Consider the following 17,326-nt stretch of genomic DNA (forward strand, 5'->3'; position numbering starts at 1 on the left):
GATGAATTTTCTGTTCGAAAACTGGGGGTTCGTGCTCAAGGGCTTATGGATGACTGTGCGCCTGGCGCTGGTAATCCTGCTGTTCACCACGATCATTTCGGCGGTGTTCGGCGTGCTGGCGACCCTAAAGAATCGCCTGTTGTGGTGGACGATTCACGGCTATGTCGAGCTGTTTCGTTCGATTCCGCTGATCGTCAACGTGTTCTTCATTTTCTTCGGCGCGCCCATGCTCGGTCTCGATCTCAGCCCTTTCGCGGCGGTGGTCACGGGCTTGACGCTATGGGGCAGTGCCAATGGCATCGAAATTGTGCGCGGTGGTCTGGAATCGGTCGCCAGTCACCAGTGGAAAAGCGCCTGGACCCTGGGCCTGCGCCCTTGGCAAATCTACCTGTATGTGATTGCGCCGCAGTCCATGCGGGCGATTCTCCCGGCCTATACCGGTCTGCTGACCATGCTGGTTCAGGCCACGTCACTCGGGGCGTTGGTGGGTGTGGGCGAGTTTCTCAAGGTCGGCCAGATCATCGTCGAGCGCTCCACGGTCATGACCGGCGTCAGCCCCGCATTTACCGTCTATGGGGCGGTGCTGCTGGTGTACTTCGTCATCTGTTCATTGCTGAGCTGGCTCAGCCGTTATCTCGAACGTCGCCTGGGTCGCCCGGCGATGCGCGCAACTCGTTAAGGGGTTTGATCATGCAAGAGTCCAAAGTCAGTCGTCGCTTGAAGGAAACCACCGCCCCCGAGGTCAACGAGTACATCTACCGGCCACGGCTGGAGGGTTTCGCCGACGGCTTCATCAACCTGGGTAACGTCAACAAGGCGCACATCGTGATGCTTGCCGAACAGGGCCTGATTCGCGGCGAACATGCGACCGCGCTGGCCAAGGGGGTGCTGGACATGGAAGCCGCGGGTCCCGGCGTGGTGACCCTCGATCCTTCCCGCGAAGACGCCTACTTCAATTACGAAGCGCACCTGATCGAGCAGATCGGTGCCGACATCGGCGGCCGCCTGCACACCGGTCGCAGTCGCAACGACATCCTTGCCACCCTCGACCGCCTGCGTTGCCGCGAAGTGCTGATGAGCCTGATCGACGCGTTGATCCAGACCCGCCAGACCGCGCTGAACAACGCCGAGGTCTACGCCGAAGTGGTGATGCCCGGTTATACCCACCTGCAACCGGCACAACCGATCACCTATGGCTATTACCTGTCAGCGGTGGAACAGGCGCTGGAACGCGATTGCAAGCGCCTGACCCAGACCCTTGAGTCCATGAACCAGAGCCCGCTGGGGGCCGCTGCCTTTGCTGGCACGCCGTTCGACATCGACCGGGCGCGCACCGCCGAGCTGCTGGGCTTCGACGGTTATCTCGACAATGCGCTGGACGCGGTAGGGTCGCGGGATTTCATTCTGGAAAGCCTGTCGCACCTGAGCCTGTTGTCGGTGTTCTGGAGCCGCGTCGCTCAGGATTATTTCGTCTGGAGCACTCACGAATTCAGCCTGATCGATTTCCCCGACAGCGTCGCGGCGACGTCGAGCATCATGCCGCAGAAGAAAAACCCGACCGTCCTGGAGTACCTCAAAGGCCGCACCGGGCATATCGTCGGCCTGTTGATGGCGGCGAGCGTGACCGTCAAGGGCAGCAACTTCTCGCACACCGGCGACGGCAACCGCGAAAGCACGCGAGGGTTCTGGGAAGCTGCCGAAGAGACGCTGCGTTGCCTGAAATTGCTGGAGCTGGTGCTGCGTACCGCCACTCCCAATGCCGAGCTCGCGGTGCGTCGTGCAGGTGAAGACTTCTCCACGGCCACCGGCCTTGCCGACTTGATTGTGCGCGAGGCCGACCTGTCGTTTCGCGAGGCCCATCACATCGTCGGCGCGGCGGTGCGCATGGCAATGGATGCAGGGCTGCCCGCGCACCGGATCGACACGGACATGGTGGATGTCTGTGCGATGGAGCAACTGGGTCATGCGCTGAATCTGCCCGCGCACAAGGTTCGCGAGTGCCTGGACCCGACGGCCAACGTGCAGTCCCGCGATTCAGCAGGCGGGCCGGCATTGTCGTCGCTGCGACCAAGTTTGTTGCGGGCCAATGCGCGATTGCAGGCCGAGCGTCAGGCCAATCAGGCGCGACGAGACCGTCTGCTGGCGGCGCAGGACAAGCTGCAGGCCGCCACCCGCGCGCAGGCCGGTATATGAGCGCGATGCTGACAGTCCGCGGGTTGCACAAGCATTTCGGCGAGCACGAAGTGGTCAAGGGTGTCGATCTCGACGTGCGTCAGGGCGAGGTCGTGGTGATCATCGGCCCCAGCGGCTCGGGCAAATCGACGTTCATTCGTTGCCTTAACAGCCTGGAAGAACCTTCGGCGGGGACGGTCGTGGTGGGTGGCGGCGAGTCAATCAAGGCTGGGGATCGCAAGGCCATGGCACGCTTGCGCGAGGACGTCGGCATGGTGTTTCAGGACTACACGCTGTTTCCGCACATGACCGTGATGGCCAATATGATTCTGGCGCCGGTCAAGCTCAAACGCATGAACAAGGCCGATGCGCAGGCCAATGCCTTGGCGCTGTTGGATCGGGTCGGCCTGAAACACAAGGCCGATGGTTATCCCGGCGAGCTGTCGGGCGGCCAGCAGCAGCGTGTTGCGATCGTCCGGGCGCTGGCGATGAAGCCGCGTCTGCTGCTGTTCGACGAGCCTACATCGGCCCTGGATCCGGAAACCGTCGGCGAGGTGCTGAATGTGATGAAGGCGCTGGCTGCCGAGGGCATGACCATGATCGTGGTCACCCACGAGATGGGGTTTGCCCGTGAAGTGGCTGATCGGGTGGTGTTTTTCGACGCAGGGAAGATTGTCGAGATGGGACCGCCTGCGCAGATATTTTCTGCGCCGGAGCATCCGCGGACGCGGCAGTTTCTGCAGAGTGTCTTGCATTGATTGATGGCAGAAGAGATTTGGCCGAGTCCTGATTCGGGTGTCGGAAAAACACCGTTTTACCTCCACGTCGCAGCCGAACGCGCGCCGATCCGGCCGGTAGCGACGGGGGCACATTGAAGGCGGCGTGTGCGCCCCAGAGTAATTGCGCGATGCCCTGGAGCGGCGTTTCTGCCAAGCGTGGTTTTGCTGCCGCTTCGCGTCAGATCGTCGGCAAGCTGCACTCCTACGGGATTCGCCCGGAGTCAAAAGCCTCGATGGTGGTGCGATTTCGCTATGTCTGAACGCTCCGCGGAGCTCGGCCGCTAACCGGTCATCACAGAGTAAACGGCCAGCCAACCACCTTCTTCGGACGTGGCGTGGCATAGGTGCGCACCTTGGAGGTTTTCAGGCCCAGACGCACCAGTGATTCCGCCAGTGCGACCGCCGCGGTCACGCCGTCGACCACCGGGACCCCCGCGCGGTCGCGGATCAGTTGATCCAGTCCCGCCATGCCGCCGCAACCCAGGCAGATCACTTCGGCCTTGTCTTGGGTCACCGCTTCGACGGCCTGACCGGCGATGGCTTCGAGAGCGCGGTCGGGCATTTCTTCGAGTTCCAGCACGCTCATGCCACTGGCGCGGACCGAAGCACAGCGCTCGAACACACCCGCCAGTTTCAGACGATCCTCAATCAGCGGCACGGCGCGATCCAGTGTGGTCACCACTGAATACTTGTGCCCCAGTAACATCGCGAGACTGGCGGCTGCTTCAGTGATGTCCACCACAGGCACCTCAAGCAGCTCCTGTAAACCTTCCCGACCGTGCTCGCCATAACCGGCCTGAATCACCGCGTCGTACGGTTGATCGTAAGACAGCACGCGATCCATCACGGCGATGGCGGCCAGGTAGCTTTCGAAGTTACCTTCCACCGACTCCGCGCCGAAACGCGGGGTCAGACCGATGATTTCGGTGCCGGGGGACGCGACGCTGCGGGCCTGTTCGGCGATGGTCTGGGTCATCGACTCGGTGGTGTTCACGTTGACGATCAAAATACGCATGGGTGACGGTCTCTCGCTTGCGATCAATGCTGGATATTTTGCACGGCAATGGATTCACCACTGACGTCTCTGAAGCTCTTGCGACGGTCCGCCAACAGCAGGTGCAGTGCCGCGCCAATGGCAGCGCCCATCAGCCAGGAAAATGGCGATACCGATTCGAATGCTGGCACCAGCGCGGTGATGATGGAAATCGCCGCCGCCGGAATGAATGCCCACACCGCCCGCAGATTGACCCCGCGGGAGTAGTGATAGGCACCGGCCGGGTCTTCGGTATAGAGCTGCGGCACGTCGACACGACCCTTGCGCAAAAGCCAGTAGTCAGCAGTGATCACGCCATACAGCGGGCCGAGCAGGGCGCCCAGGCCCGACAGAAAATACACGATCACCACCGGGCTGTTGTAGAGATTCCACGGCAGGATCAGCACCGCGACAGTAGCGCTGAGCATCCCGGCGCGGCGGAACGTCAGATAGCGCGGCGCCAGACTGCTGAGCACGAACGCGGGGGCGACGAAGTTAGCCATGATGTTCACCGCCACCGTGACGATCAGAAACGCCAGGCAGCCGAGCACCAGAAAGAAGGTATTGGGAATGGTCTTGATGATATCGGTGGGGCTTTGAATGATCTGACCGTTGATAGAGAACTGCGCCCCGCAGATGAGCACCGTGATGAAGGCAAACAGCAGCACGTTCACCGGCAGGCCCCAGAAATTGCCTTTGCGGATGGTTTTCTTGCTGGGAGCCGAACGCGAGAAATCACAGAAATTCAGGATCAGCGTGCCGTAAATCGCCAGCCACAAAGCGCTACCGGCAAAAATGCTGCGCCACATCTGCGCGCCTGCCAGTGGCGCCTTGATCGACCAGGCGATCTGCCCGTGAGCCTGGCTGAACATCCAGACCGCGAGACTGGCCACGGTCAACAAAATTACGGGACCTGCGAAGGCTTCGTAACGCCTGACCATCTCCATGCCGTAAGCGAGAATGACAAACTGCACCACCCAGATACTGATGAAACACAGCCAGCCCAGACTCGACAGTCCCAGCCACGCGTCGTGATCGTAACTATCCAGCGCCGGATCCAGCGCGGTGAGCAAGACCCTCAACACCACCGAGGCCAGGTAGGTCTGTATGCCGAACCAGGCGATGGCGATGACCGCGCGGATCAGCGCCGGAATCTGCGCGCCGAAAATGCCGAAGCTGACCCGGCTGATCACCGGAAACGGCACCCCGGTCTTTTGCCCCATATCGCCAGTCAGGTTCATGCACAGGTAGACCAGCGCGGCACCGATGGCCAGCGACAGCACGATCTGCCAGCCGCCGAGTCCCAGCGCATAAAGACCGATAGCGAAGGAGTAGTTGGCAAGATTGTGTACATCGTTGGTCCACAGGGCAAAGATGCTGTATCCACCCCAGGTCCTGCCTTCACGCTTGCTTGGGGCAAGGTCCTGGTTGTACAGGCGGGGGCTGAGCGCCGCGTATTCGGTAGTTGATGTAGAACTGGCAAGGGCTGGATCGAGGGTGTTGTCTACTGGCATGTTCAACAATCTCCGGCGCTATTTGTATTTGTTTTTGTATACAGTGCGCAGGCAAGACTAACGCAAATGACAGTTGAGTCAACGCGAAGATTACAGATGGTGTGATTTTCGGGATTTAGGAAGGGGGGTGGGATACAGAATCTGCAGCAGCACGGCTTGGCGGCAGTGGCGTCGGTGAGATCGCTGCCGCTGGCAAGCCGGACTGCTACAAAGGGCAGCATCTACGCACCAATCCGCCGCGCCACCACACCTGTAGGAGCCGGCTTGCTGGCGAATGCGTGGGTCAGTTACAGACGGTTATCTGACCTACCCGGTTCGCCAGCAAGCCGGCTCCTACAAAGATCGGGCAATCCGAAAATCCCAGTGCGCCGCGAAGATCGGGCTGTCCGAAAAACCCCGGTACGCCGCGAAGATCGGGCCATGCGAAAAATCCCAGTGCGCCGCGAATTCGTAGCAGCACGGCTTGGCGGCAGTGGCGTCGGTGAGATCGCTGCCGCTGGCAAGCCGGACTGCTACAAGGGGCAGCATCTACGCACCAATCCGGCACGCCGCCAACCTGTAGGAGCCGGCTTGCTGGCGAATGCGGTGGGTCAATTACAGACGTTTGTCTGAGCTACCCGGTCGCCAGCAAGCCGGCTCCTACAAAAATCGGGCAATCCGAAAATCCCGGTGCGCCGCGAAGATCGGGCGATCCGAAAAACCCGGTGCGACGTGAACTCCGTAGCAGCAAGGCTTGGCGGCAGTGGCGTCAGTGAAGTCGTCGCCGCTGGCAAGCCGGACTGCTACAGGAAGATGTTTCTACAGGGCCGTTATCGTCAATCCTTCATCGGCACCGGCGCTTGCACCGCGATGAAACCCTGATCGCGCATCGCCTGCCAGAAGCCGACCGGCACCTGGGCGTGAAGCGCGGCTACGTCTTCGGCGATCCGCGAAGGGCGACTGGCCCCTGGTATCACTGCCGCTACCAGCGGATTGGCAAGAACGAATTGCAGCGCCGCCGACTTGATGTCGACCTGATACTGGCGGGCGATTTCCTGGATATGCGCGACTTTGTCGAGCATGGCCTGCGGAGCTTCCTGATATTCGAAATGCTTGCCGCCCACCAACACACCCGAGCTATAAGGCCCGCCGACGACGAATTCAGCGTTATGCTCGCGGGCCTTGGCGAACAGCCGCTGCAGCGGCTGGTCGTGATCGAGCAACGAATAGCGCCCGGCCAACAAGAATCCGTCCGGTTGCGCTTCACTCAAATCCAATGTCAGCTCACACGGCTCGACCCGATTGACGCCCAGGCCCCAAGCCTTGATCACGCCTTCTTCGCGCAACCGAGTCAGGGTTCGGAACGCACCTTTGCGGGCCACGTTGAAGTGCTCGATCCACTCATCGCCGTGGGCGTCCTGGGCGACGTCGTGGACGAACACGATATCCAGCCGGTCAGTATTCAGCCGCTTGAGGCTGGCATCGATGGAGCGCATCGTTGCATCGGCTGAGTAATCGGTGATGATCTTGTTCTTCAGGCCTTCGGTGAACGGACCGCTGCGGGCCTGGGTGTCGAGTTCATCGGAAATCAGCCGACCGACCTTGGTGCTGAGGGTGTACTCATCGCGCGGCACATGCGCGAGCGCCTTGCCCACACGCTGTTCGGACAGACCTGCGCCATAGATCGGCGCCGTATCGAAATAGCGAATGCCCTGATCCCACGCCGATTGCACAGTGGCGGCGGCTTCTTCTTCACTGATGTTGCGGAACATATTGCCCAAAGGCGCGGCGCCGAAGCCGAGGCGGCCGATGATCTTGTCGTGCAGACTCATGAAGGTGTCCTGTCTGGCGTCATGAAGAACCGGATATGCGCTGTGAAGTCAGTGCCCGGTGTTGTTTACTGATCGTGTATTGAAGCAGGAGTTCTGTCCGACCGCGGCTGGCGCCGCTCAACGCATGGCGTGTAGGAGCCGGCTTGCTGGCGAAGGCGGCGTGTCAGGCTGCTTATCTACAACTCAGCTGGCACATTCGCCAGCAAGCCGGCTCCTGCAGGATCCACCAAACCCACACCATGCAACTTTTCCCGACCGTGCGCCTTCCAACGCTTTACGCCGCGTCGATAACCGCAAAGGGAGGGCAGTCGGTGAGCGAGCACATCGTCCATTTCCATTGTGGGGTCGATCAGACCACCACTGAGCATTTTCGCGATCGCTGCCTTGAGGCCCTTGGCCAGGGCGCGACCGGGCTGTTGTTGAATCTGTCTACCGCCGGTGGCAGCACCGCGCTGGGTTTCACGATCTACAACTTCCTGAAGTCCCTGAAGGTGCCGATTCGCGCGCTCAACAGCGGCAATATCGAATCCATGGGCATCGTTATCTACCTCGCGGCGCAGGAGCGCATCGTCTGTCCCCACTCGCGATTTTTGATTCATCCGATGAGCTGGTATTTCAATCAGAGTTCGGTGGATCACTCGCGCATGCGCGAATACCTGCGCAGCCTGGACAACGATCTTCAGCGCTACGTCAACATCTACCAGAATGAAACCGAGGGCGCGGCCAGTCCGTTGGACATTGGCAGGTGCCTGTCTTCGGAAGAAAAAGTCATCCGCGCTGAAGATTCGATGGCCTGCGGCATCGCCCATCGGATGGAGCAATTGCAATTCGACGAAGACGCCGTCCACTGGACAGTCAGCGCAAGCTAAGCTCAATCAACCCAACCGGGTCGCGAAAGAACTCGGCTGAACATGAGGAATCTGCCATGTACGCGCAACCGCAAAACACCCCGAACCCTACGCATCAAGGGGCGATCAATCCTGCCGAGGAAGAGGTTGAAGTAGATGTCGATAACGATCCGGGCAACGAAGACCCGGGTTCGCAGTTCGATCGTGATGCCACGGTGCCGTTGATCAATCCGGACGAATGAGGCAAGTGAAACTCAGAAAACAAAACGAGCGAGAGCTTTCGCTCTCGCTCGTTGCGCTGATCAGCTGAAAGTCAGCCTTGGATCAGGATTTGCGGCCTGCGCCACCTTTATTGTCGCTACGGGTGGAGTCGGAAGCTTTGCTCCGGTCATTGGCGACATTGCTGCTACCCGACGCCTGGCCGCCTTTTTTGCCTGCTTCAGAGGCTTTCTGGCGATCGTTGGAGAAATTGCCAGGGTTCGATTTTCCGGTATTAGCCATGATTACGTACCTCTTGTTATCTAAGAAAGGCGAGTCATTTGCCTCGCATTAAATGTGATGAACCGAGCGGCAGTAGGTTTAGATAATCAGAGGCATTAGCGGACAAACGGTGGAATGGCTAAACGACACTCGTAGAGCATTCGTGGCGTGCGTCACATATGCACTTCGACCGCCAACGGCAAATGATCTGAAAGATGCGTCCATGGCCGCGTCCCAAGGATCTTCGGGTTATGGCTGGTGGCGTTGCGCAGGTACACCCGATCCAGGCGCAGCAGCGGAAAACGAGCTGGATAGGTTTTCGCCAACCGTCCATTGCCGCGTTCGAAGGCTTCGTGCAGATAAGTACAACGCGCCAGGCGTTTGTTACCTTGCAGCTGCCAGTCATTGAAATCCCCGGCAATCACCACCGGCGCATGCTCCGGCAAGGAGTCCAGCAGCGCGCAAAGCAAATCCAGTTGCAACTGCCGATGGCTCTCCAACAGGCTCAGGTGGACACAGATCGCGTGCACCTCGTCATGCCCCGGCACCTGCAATACGCAATGCAGCAGGCCGCGCCGTTCGGGTCCCGTGATCGAAATATCGAGATTGCGGTAATGCAGGATCGGATACTTGGAGAGAATCGCGTTGCCGTGATGACCTTCTGGATAGACCGCGTTGCGGCCGTAGGCGAAGTCGCTCCACATGCTGTCGGCGAGGAATTCGTAGTGGGAGGTGACTGGCCAGTCGTGGTAACGAGTGGCGTGACGATCATGGCCGCCGAGCACTTCCTGGAGAAAGACCAGATCAGCGCCGGTGCTGCGCACCGCCTCGCGAAGCTCTGGCAGGATGAAGCGCCGGTTCAGCGCGGTGAAGCCCTTGTGCGTATTAACGGTCAATACACGCAGCTTGTGCACATCGCGCATACCGGCCATGTCCGAGGGGGGAATACTGTTGCCAGCGGGGTCGGAGGTCACACGCACGCTCCTTTTTGCGAGGGGATGTGCTAGTTCCGACCGACTCGAACCGGGGCAGTTCAGCTTTTTCGAATACGCTTTGGGTTGTGCTCGATCACATCCGAGTGTCTACGGCGGGGCGACGCGACAACAGCAACGTCAGTCCCAGAGCGAGAGTCGACAGCAGCGCGGCGAAGAAGAAAATCCAGCCGTAACCCATGCCCAGCGCAATCGCTCCCATCAGCGGGCCGGCAATCGCCAATGCCAGATCGAAAAACACCGCGTAAGCCCCCAGCCCGGCACCGCGGCTGCTGTTGGGGACTTGCTTGATTGCCTCGACGCCGATCGCCGGGTACACCAGCGACAGCCCGAACCCGGCCAACCCCGCGCCGATAAGGGCGACGGTGGTGTTGGGCGAGAGCCACAGCGCCACCAGCCCGATGGTTTCCACCGACATGCAGGTGATCGCCGAGCGGAAGCCGCCGAAGCGGGTAATGGCGTTGATGAAGAACAGCCGGGCGACGATGAAGCAGATGCCGAAAATCGTCAGGCACCAGGCCGCACCTTCCCAGCCGCGACTGACGTAATACAGGGTGATGAAGGTGGTTAGCGTGCCATAACCGATGGACGACAGGGTCAGGCCCAGGCCATAGGGGGCAACCCGGCCGAACACCGACCAGAACGCCATGCGCTCGCCGCGCACCACCGGCACCGGCGGCTTGTTGCGGATCATCAGCAGCGCGCCGGCGGCCAGCACCGTCAGTACCAGCCCGAGGCTGACAAAACCCAGAGCGTCGACCATCACCACGCCCAACGGAGCGCCGATGGCAATGGCGCCGTATGAGGCAATGCCGTTCCAGGAAATCGAGCGTGCCGTATGTTCCGCTCCGAGCTGACCGATGCACCAGCTGATGGTGCCGACGCCTATCAAGCCCTGTGAGCCGCCGAGGATCAAGCGGGCGATGACCAGGATGATCAGGCTGATACCAGCCAATTTTTCCAGCAACACGGCCAGCACCGTAAGGACGCCGCTCAAGGCAATGCCTGAGAGACCGTAGACGATTGCCCGTTTGGTGCCGATGGTGTCGCAGATCCTGCCCGCCACGGGGCGGCTGAGCAGGGTGGCCAGGTACTGCGAGCCGATCACCAGACCTGCTACCACAGCGCTGAAGCCCAGTTGATTGTGGACATAGCCGGGCATCACCGCGATGGGCAGACCGATGCACAGGAAGGCAATGAACGTATAAAGGACGATGGAGACGATTTGCAGGGTGATCGCCATTGAACTGGCGTTCTGAATGGGTGCATTCGGCGGCAGGGCAGCAGACATGGGACTCTTCGCAGGAGCGGTGGGAGTGCGCCATCATCGCCCGTGATGAGCAGAAATGAAAGCTGGCTAACGGTTTATTCCCGCTCTTTGTTTCGGCTGGATAATCCTCAGGCGCGCCTGAAGATTGAGTGAGAGCAACTTCGCGGCAGCGCACTTGCCCGCGAAAAGGATGGCAGGATTTGAAGGGGGGTTGGAAAATCGCCAGCGCGGGCGAACGCGCTCCTACGACTCCTGATCAAGTCAAATCATCGCCCACAAAAAAGCCCCGTCACCAGGACAGGGCTTTCAGGTATTGCGCATTGCTCTTTAGAACACCACACCCTGGCTGCGCAGGTAATCATCGTAAGTGCCGCTGAAGTCAGTGACGCCGTTGGCGCTCAGCTCGATGATGCGAGTGGCCAGAGACGATACGAACTCGCGGTCGTGGCTGACGAAAATCAGCGTGCCTGGGTAGTTCTCCAGCGCCAGGTTGAGCGCTTCGATCGATTCCATGTCCAGGTGGTTGGTCGGTTCGTCCATCACCAGCACGTTTGGCTTTTGCAGGATCAGCTTGCCGAACAGCATACGGCCTTGCTCACCACCGGAGATCACCTTGACCGACTTCAGAATCTCGTCGTTGGAGAACAGCATCCGGCCCAGGGTGCCGCGGATGATCTGCTCGCCCTGGGTCCACTGGCCCATCCAGTCGAACAGGCTGACGTCGTCTTCGAAGTCGTGGGCGTGGTCCTGAGCGTAGTAACCCAGTTCCGCGCTCTCGGTCCACTTCACCGAGCCTGCGTCCGGGGTTAGCTCGCCCATCAGCGTGCGCAGCAGGGTCGTCTTGCCGATACCGTTAGGGCCGATGATCGCCACGCGCTCGCCGGCTTCGACGGTGAAACTGAAGTTCTTGAACAGCGTCTTGCCGTCGAAGCCCTTGGACATCTGCTCGATGGTCACGGCCTGACGGTGCAGCTTTTTGGTCTGTTCGAAACGGATGAACGGGCTGACGCGGCTCGATGGCTTGACCTCGGCCAGCTGAATCTTGTCGATCTGTTTGGCGCGGGAGGTGGCCTGCTTGGCTTTCGAGGCGTTGGCCGAGAAGCGGCTGACGAACGTCTGCAGTTCGGCAATCTGCGCTTTCTTCTTGGCGTTGTCCGACAGCAACTGCTCGCGGGATTGGGTCGCCGCAGTCATGTACTCGTCGTAGTTGCCAGGGAACAGGCGCAGTTCGCCGTAGTCCAGGTCGGCCATGTGGGTGCAGACGCTGTTGAGGAAGTGCCGGTCGTGGGAAATGATGATCATGGTGCTGTTACGCGCCGTGAGAATGGTTTCCAGCCAGCGAATGGTGTTGATGTCCAGGTGGTTGGTCGGTTCGTCGAGCAACAGGACTTCCGGATCGGAAAACAGCGCCTGAGCCAGCAACACACGCAGTTTCCAGCCCGGCGCGACTTCGGTCATCGGGCCGAAGTGCTGCTCCAGCGGAATGCCCAGACCCAGCAGCAGCTCGCCGGCGCGGGATTCAGCGGTATAACCGTCCATCTCGGCGAACTCGGTTTCCAACTCCGCAACGGCCATGCCGTCGTCTTCGCTCATTTCCGGCAGCGAATAGATACGGTCGCGCTCGGCCTTGACCTTCCACAGCTCCTCGTGGCCCATGATCACGGTGTCGATCACGGTAAATTCTTCGTAGGCGAACTGGTCCTGGCGCAGCTTGCCCAGGCGCACGTTCGGTTCGAGCATGACCTGACCGCCGGAAGGCTCCAGATCACCACCCAGAATCTTCATGAAGGTGGATTTGCCACAGCCGTTGGCGCCGATGAGGCCATAGCGATTGCCGTTGTTGAATTTGACCGATACGTTCTCGAACAGCGGCTTGGCGCCGAACTGCATCGTGATGTTAGCTGTGGAAATCAATTACTTTACCTATCAAGGAGTTACAGGTTGCTGGTTTTGGCCTTGGACCAGGACTGGACCAATCTTTAGCTTTTCCATCTCGCCCCAGTCGCCGCTCGAATTGAGCCAGCGCGCATAAGTCGACAACAGCATTTGGACTGAGTGTCCAAGCTGTTGGGCGATAAAGAAGGGATTCATGCCAGACATTTTGCGGATTGTCGCATAAGTGGGACGACAGTTATACGGTGGTCGGTGTCGCACCCCCGAAGCTGTCGATGGTCGGAATCCCTGTTTGTGCAAACCCGAGGTCTAGCGGAAGCCGCCTATAGGACGGTTCCGATAGAGGCATGGCAGACAAGCCTGTCCACCGAACAAGCCATTTCAGTGTCGCTTGCACGCCCAAAACGGCGAGCGATGAAATCTCCGCATATCGGATATCAAGGGCCGCGAAATTTGGCGAACTAGACTTTTCATGTCAAACATCACCTCCGAGAAGTGTCATGAAAACTCATCAAGCAGTTTGTGGCGTCACGCTGGCTTTCTTGGCGGGATGTACGTCTACCGCCTCCTCGCCAGGGCATGAGGGCGTGCCTGCAGGCGCGAATACCCTGGACGATACCCAGATCACAGCAGCTCTAGCAGGAAAAGAACTCAGAACTCGGAGCAAGTCCGGGCAGAGCGTTTCCATGGCGTTTCGAAGTGATGGGACGGAGGTCTTTACGATGGGTTCCGAGACGCAAGTGGAGCGGTGGTCGGTTGCGGGCGGCCAGGTCTGCGTAGTTTCACCGACCTATCCCCGCGAATGCAGCGTTGTCAAAGAGTCCAACGGAGAGTTGTGGTTTGTTGATCCATCCAATGGCAGCGTACGAAACCACTTCACCGTGATCAAATAGAGCTCTGGCTTCCTGTTGTCGCTGGGTCGGCGCGGCTCGATTAGTTCCAGTGAAAAACCGCCTAAAGAAGAATGACGTGCGCTGGCCTACATTTGCGGTCGGAAAATCAGCATGGCCTCAATGGATATGGGAAACAGCGAGGCGACCCGCCATTCTGCGTCAGCACTCCCTTCGTTGCCGAAGCAGAAGGGAAGAGCTGCGTACTGGAAACGGACATCGGTTATTGTCCCGCGCCCTCCTGCAGCAACTCGATGAACCTCTCTGCCATGGGTGAAAGAACGCTACTGCGCCGCGTGACTATGCCAAACGGCTGCGAAGGTGATCGCAGTACAACGGGTAAAATTCGAAGCATCCTGTGCCGAGCAAACAGCTCGGCGATCCCGGTCGGCAGTAGAGAGACGAGGTCCCGGCCTTGATTGAGCAGCGCCACCGTGACGAAGGTCGAGGCGGTGGATACGGTGTCCACGGGCGTGTTGATACCGGCCAGATCGAGTTCGCGTTCCAGCAGTTCGCGTAGCGGCATCTTGCTCGGATACGTAACCCAACGGCAATGCGCCAGCTCGCGCATGCTGATGTTCCCCTGGGACTTGGTCGAATGGCTGTATCCCGCGACGACCGACAACGGTTCATCGGCAAGCTTCAGATAGCGGTATCTGGCGGGATGCGCGCTGACGGCCGATCGGCCTATCACCAGGTCGAGACGGCCATCGTCGAGCTGCGACAACATGCGCGCGCTCGTGTCCTCGACTATCTCGACCGTAATGGCCGGCAATTCCGCATGAAGCGCGTCGAGCGCGGGGACCACATGCGCGGGAATGGCGCCCATGATCGCACCGATTGCAAGCCGTCCGCTGCGCCCGGATTTAATGTTTGTGATGTCGTCGCAAAGTTGCGTTAGGTCCGTGGTCAGCAACCGGGCGTATTCGATGACACGCCGGCCGTACTGATTGGGAATCATGCCGCTTGCCGAGCGCTCGAACAACGCGGCATCGAGCATTACTTCGAGCTCGTGCAGCGCCTTGCTCGCAGCGGACTGCGTGACTGACAGCACGGCGGCAGCCTTGTGCAACGACTTGTGCTCGTCGAGCGCAATCACCAGCTGCAGCTGTTTCACCCGCAGTCTGGACAGCAGCATGTTGATGGTATTCATCGGTGAGTCGTAAAAGTCATCAGGGGATGGAAACGACTCAATATACAGGCCGGAAAACGCCGCCGTATAGTCGGCCCCGGCGGCAATCACTACGGCCCCGCGAGCCGGGCCAGCCATGCATATCGCCAAAGCGGCGCGATCATCTGGACGCGCCCGCCCAGCCTCTGCGATTTCACATCCATCCTCGCCAGTTATGAGCAAGTTATGAGCACACAAAACAATAACCGCTATCGCGGCGTATTTCCGGTGGTCCCTACGATTTTCGACGATGACGGAAGACTAGACCTCGAAGGCCAGCAGCGATGCATCGACTTCATGATCGATGCAGGTTCCAATGGCCTGTGCATTCTCGCGAACTTCTCGGAGCAGTTCGCGCTCGCGGACGATGAACGCGACGCGGTGATACGCGTGGTGATGGAACGTGTCGCGGGCCGCGTGCCGGTCATCGTCACGACGACGCACTTCAGCAACCAAGTCTGTGCGCGCCGCAGCTTCGCCGCGCAAGCCGCAGGTGCCGCGATGGTAATGGTGATGCCGCCATACCACGGCGCAACGATCCGCGTAACCGAGCAGGGCATTTACGATTTCTTCGGCGAGGTATCGAACGCGATCCGCATCCCGATCATGATTCAGGATGCGCCCGTCGCCGGCACGCCGCTGTCGGCATCATTTCTCGCGCGCATGGCGCGTGAGATCGACAACGTGTCGTATTTCAAAATCGAAACGGCCCAGGCGGCGGCGAAGCTGCGCGAACTCATCGAACTCGGCGGTGACAGCGTCATTGGTCCGTGGGATGGTGAAGAAGCCATCACGTTGATGCCCGACCTCGAGGCCGGCGCAACCGGCTCGATGACCGGTGGCGCCTATCCGGACGGCATCCGCAAGATCGTCGACGCGTATATGCGCGGCGAGCATGAGCAGGCGGCCGCTTTGTACCAGCAGTGGTTACCGCTGATCAATTACGAAAATCGTCAGTGTGGGCTTGCAGCCTGCAAGATTCTGATGAAGGCAGGCGGCATCATTCGCTCGGATGCCGTGCGTCGTCCGTTCGCACCCGTGCATCCGAAGACTCGCGAAGGTTTGCTGACAGCCGCGCGCCGTCTCGATCCCCTCGTGCTGCGTTGGGGGCTGTAAGCAGTTTTTTGACCTGATAACACGCTCGAACTTATAAAAATAACAGGAGACAAGGCATGGATATGTCCAGTGTGCAAAGCGTCAAAATGACGAGCGTGCGATGGAAGATTTTTCTTCTACTGCTGCTACTCGTTTCGATCAACTATATCGACCGCGCCGCATTGTCCGTCGCGATGCCGGCCATTTCGCAGGAATTTTCTCTCACGCCCGAGCAGCAGGGGCTGCTTCTGAGTTCGTTCTTCTGGACGTATCTCTTCATGCAAGTGCCCTCCGGCATGCTCGCCGACCGCCTGAAGCCTCGTTTCCTGATCGTGGCGGCAACCGTGGGCTGGGGCGGGTTTCAAGCACTCGGTGCGTTTTGCACCGGCTGGTTCGCGTTAATGCTCACGCGTATGGGCCTGGGCATTGCCGAAGCACCGATTTATCCGGTCGGCGGCAAGCTTAACGCTCTTTGGTTGACCCAGAACGAGAAGACACGAGGTGCATCGCTCGTCGATGCAGGCTGTGCGCTGGGCTCGGGCGTGGGCGCGGTGATTGTCGCGTCACTGATGGCTTGGCTGGGCTCCTGGCGCGCGGCGTTCATCGTGGCGGGCGTCGGCACGATTCTCTGTGGCATCTGGGCATGGTGGTATATCCGCAACACGCCGCGCGAGCATCCATCGATCAGCGAAGCCGAGATTGCCTACATCGAGCATGCGCATGCCGAAGAAGACGCGCGTGAACCGAAGGTCGCGAAAGGCGGCTCGTTATTCCGCTTCTTCTCGTTCCGTTCTGTCTGGGGCATGTGCGCGAGTCATACGTGCACCAACCTTATCTTCTTCGGGCTGATGACCTGGCTGCCGACATATCTCTTCAACGTACACGGCTTCGACCTAAAATCGCTCGGCGGCGCGACGTTCATCATATTTTTCTTCGGCTTCGTCGGCGAGGTAATAGCGGGGCACGTGGCGGACAAGTGGAAGGCGTCGGGCGCCGGCTCCAATCTGGTGTATCGCAGCATGATGATCGTCGGCGCGCTTGCCGTCGCATTGTCGATGCTTGGGGTCGCCTACGTACGCTCGCCGTTCATGGTGGTGGCGCTCCTGTGCGTCGCGCTGTTCTTCCTGCGCTGGTGTGGTGGCTGCAACTGGGCGACGCCGGCGATGCTCGCCACCCGCGCGCGTACCGGCACGCTCAACGGCATCATGAACTTCGTCGGCAATATTGCAGGCATTTTCGTGCCGATCTTTATCGGCTATATCGTACAAACCACCGGCTCGTATTTCCTGGCGCTGATGTTCTTCGTTGGTGTGGCGGTGTTCCAGATGCTCAGCGTGTTGACCATCAACTATCAACACAAGCTGCCCGTCTAAGGAGA

At 59.7% G+C, this 17,326-nt stretch carries 17 protein-coding genes and 1 pseudogene; 9 read left to right on the forward strand and 9 right to left on the reverse strand.

What is annotated here, in order from left to right:
- The first annotated feature begins 1 nt into the window (after position 1).
- From ACRER8_RS09285 to ACRER8_RS09300, 4 genes are all read left to right on the forward strand, one after another.
- Positions 2-679 (forward strand): amino acid ABC transporter permease, encoded by a 678-nt coding sequence (locus tag ACRER8_RS09285; RefSeq protein ID WP_431746033.1) that lies wholly within the window; start codon positions 2-4, stop codon positions 677-679.
- Between the two features lie 11 nt (positions 680-690).
- Positions 691-2,193 (forward strand): argininosuccinate lyase, encoded by a 1,503-nt coding sequence (gene argH / locus ACRER8_RS09290; protein ID WP_431746034.1) that lies wholly within the window; start codon positions 691-693, stop codon positions 2,191-2,193.
- Complete coding sequence (locus tag ACRER8_RS09295; RefSeq protein ID WP_431746035.1) at positions 2,190-2,930, forward strand: amino acid ABC transporter ATP-binding protein; 741 nt, start codon at positions 2,190-2,192, stop codon at positions 2,928-2,930. The genes argH and ACRER8_RS09295 overlap by 4 nt, the downstream gene beginning before the upstream one ends.
- 149 nt (positions 2,931-3,079) lie before the next feature.
- Positions 3,080-3,211: a hypothetical protein gene (locus ACRER8_RS09300; RefSeq protein ID WP_431746036.1), complete on the forward strand. Its 132-nt coding sequence runs from the start codon at positions 3,080-3,082 to the stop codon at positions 3,209-3,211.
- Between the two features lie 32 nt (positions 3,212-3,243).
- Here ACRER8_RS09300 and ACRER8_RS09305 read toward each other — a convergent pair whose 3' ends face one another.
- Together ACRER8_RS09305 and ACRER8_RS09310 are read right to left on the reverse strand one after the other, a co-directional pair.
- Positions 3,244-3,966: an aspartate/glutamate racemase family protein gene (locus tag ACRER8_RS09305; protein ID WP_431746037.1), complete on the reverse strand. Its 723-nt coding sequence runs from the start codon at positions 3,964-3,966 to the stop codon at positions 3,244-3,246.
- A 23-nt stretch (positions 3,967-3,989) separates the two neighbouring features.
- Positions 3,990-5,498: an NCS1 family nucleobase:cation symporter-1 gene (locus ACRER8_RS09310; protein WP_431746038.1), complete on the reverse strand. Its 1,509-nt coding sequence runs from the start codon at positions 5,496-5,498 to the stop codon at positions 3,990-3,992.
- 420 nt (positions 5,499-5,918) lie between these two features.
- Between ACRER8_RS09310 and ACRER8_RS09315 the strand changes: the two genes are divergently transcribed.
- Positions 5,919-6,110 (forward strand): hypothetical protein, encoded by a 192-nt coding sequence (locus ACRER8_RS09315; RefSeq protein WP_431746039.1) that lies wholly within the window; start codon positions 5,919-5,921, stop codon positions 6,108-6,110.
- Between the two features lie 203 nt (positions 6,111-6,313).
- Here ACRER8_RS09315 and ACRER8_RS09320 read toward each other — a convergent pair whose 3' ends face one another.
- Positions 6,314-7,309 (reverse strand): aldo/keto reductase, encoded by a 996-nt coding sequence (locus ACRER8_RS09320; RefSeq protein WP_431746040.1) that lies wholly within the window; start codon positions 7,307-7,309, stop codon positions 6,314-6,316.
- Between the two features lie 311 nt (positions 7,310-7,620).
- On the opposite strand from ACRER8_RS09320, the gene ACRER8_RS09325 reads away from it, so the two are divergent.
- Positions 7,621-8,178: an ATP-dependent Clp protease proteolytic subunit gene (locus ACRER8_RS09325; protein WP_431746041.1), complete on the forward strand. Its 558-nt coding sequence runs from the start codon at positions 7,621-7,623 to the stop codon at positions 8,176-8,178.
- A gap of 56 nt (positions 8,179-8,234) precedes the next feature.
- Positions 8,235-8,399 (forward strand): hypothetical protein, encoded by a 165-nt coding sequence (locus tag ACRER8_RS09330; protein ID WP_431746042.1) that lies wholly within the window; start codon positions 8,235-8,237, stop codon positions 8,397-8,399.
- An 82-nt stretch (positions 8,400-8,481) separates the two neighbouring features.
- Here ACRER8_RS09330 and ACRER8_RS09335 read toward each other — a convergent pair whose 3' ends face one another.
- The 6 genes and pseudogenes from ACRER8_RS09335 to ACRER8_RS09360 form a co-directional block, all read right to left on the reverse strand.
- Positions 8,482-8,658 carry a general stress protein gene (locus tag ACRER8_RS09335; protein WP_431746043.1) on the reverse strand — a complete coding sequence of 59 codons (177 nt, stop codon included), beginning with the start codon at positions 8,656-8,658 and terminating at the stop codon, positions 8,482-8,484.
- Between the two features lie 152 nt (positions 8,659-8,810).
- Positions 8,811-9,569, reverse strand: a complete 759-nt coding sequence (locus ACRER8_RS09340; RefSeq protein WP_431746074.1) for an endonuclease/exonuclease/phosphatase family protein — start codon at positions 9,567-9,569, stop codon at positions 8,811-8,813.
- 136 nt (positions 9,570-9,705) lie between these two features.
- Positions 9,706-10,920 carry an MFS transporter gene (locus ACRER8_RS09345; protein WP_431746044.1) on the reverse strand — a complete coding sequence of 405 codons (1,215 nt, stop codon included), beginning with the start codon at positions 10,918-10,920 and terminating at the stop codon, positions 9,706-9,708.
- Between the two features lie 306 nt (positions 10,921-11,226).
- Complete coding sequence (locus tag ACRER8_RS09350; RefSeq protein WP_431746045.1) at positions 11,227-12,813, reverse strand: ABC-F family ATPase; 1,587 nt, start codon at positions 12,811-12,813, stop codon at positions 11,227-11,229.
- 12 nt (positions 12,814-12,825) lie between these two features.
- A pseudogene (locus ACRER8_RS09355) lies at positions 12,826-13,101 on the reverse strand (hypothetical protein); the annotation flags it as partial.
- A gap of 804 nt (positions 13,102-13,905) precedes the next feature.
- Positions 13,906-14,952 (reverse strand): LysR substrate-binding domain-containing protein, encoded by a 1,047-nt coding sequence (locus tag ACRER8_RS09360; protein ID WP_431746046.1) that lies wholly within the window; start codon positions 14,950-14,952, stop codon positions 13,906-13,908.
- An 87-nt stretch (positions 14,953-15,039) separates the two neighbouring features.
- Between ACRER8_RS09360 and ACRER8_RS09365 the strand changes: the two genes are divergently transcribed.
- Together ACRER8_RS09365 and ACRER8_RS09370 are read left to right on the forward strand one after the other, a co-directional pair.
- Positions 15,040-15,969, forward strand: coding sequence for a dihydrodipicolinate synthase family protein (locus ACRER8_RS09365; RefSeq protein ID WP_431746047.1), 930 nt, complete (start codon positions 15,040-15,042; stop codon positions 15,967-15,969).
- Between the two features lie 56 nt (positions 15,970-16,025).
- Positions 16,026-17,321 carry an MFS transporter gene (locus tag ACRER8_RS09370; protein WP_431746048.1) on the forward strand — a complete coding sequence of 432 codons (1,296 nt, stop codon included), beginning with the start codon at positions 16,026-16,028 and terminating at the stop codon, positions 17,319-17,321.
- Positions 17,322-17,326 lie beyond the last annotated feature (5 nt).

Origin of the sequence: Pseudomonas sp., from assembly GCF_050739935.1 — a bacterium.
GTDB lineage: Bacteria > Pseudomonadota > Gammaproteobacteria > Pseudomonadales > Pseudomonadaceae > Aquipseudomonas.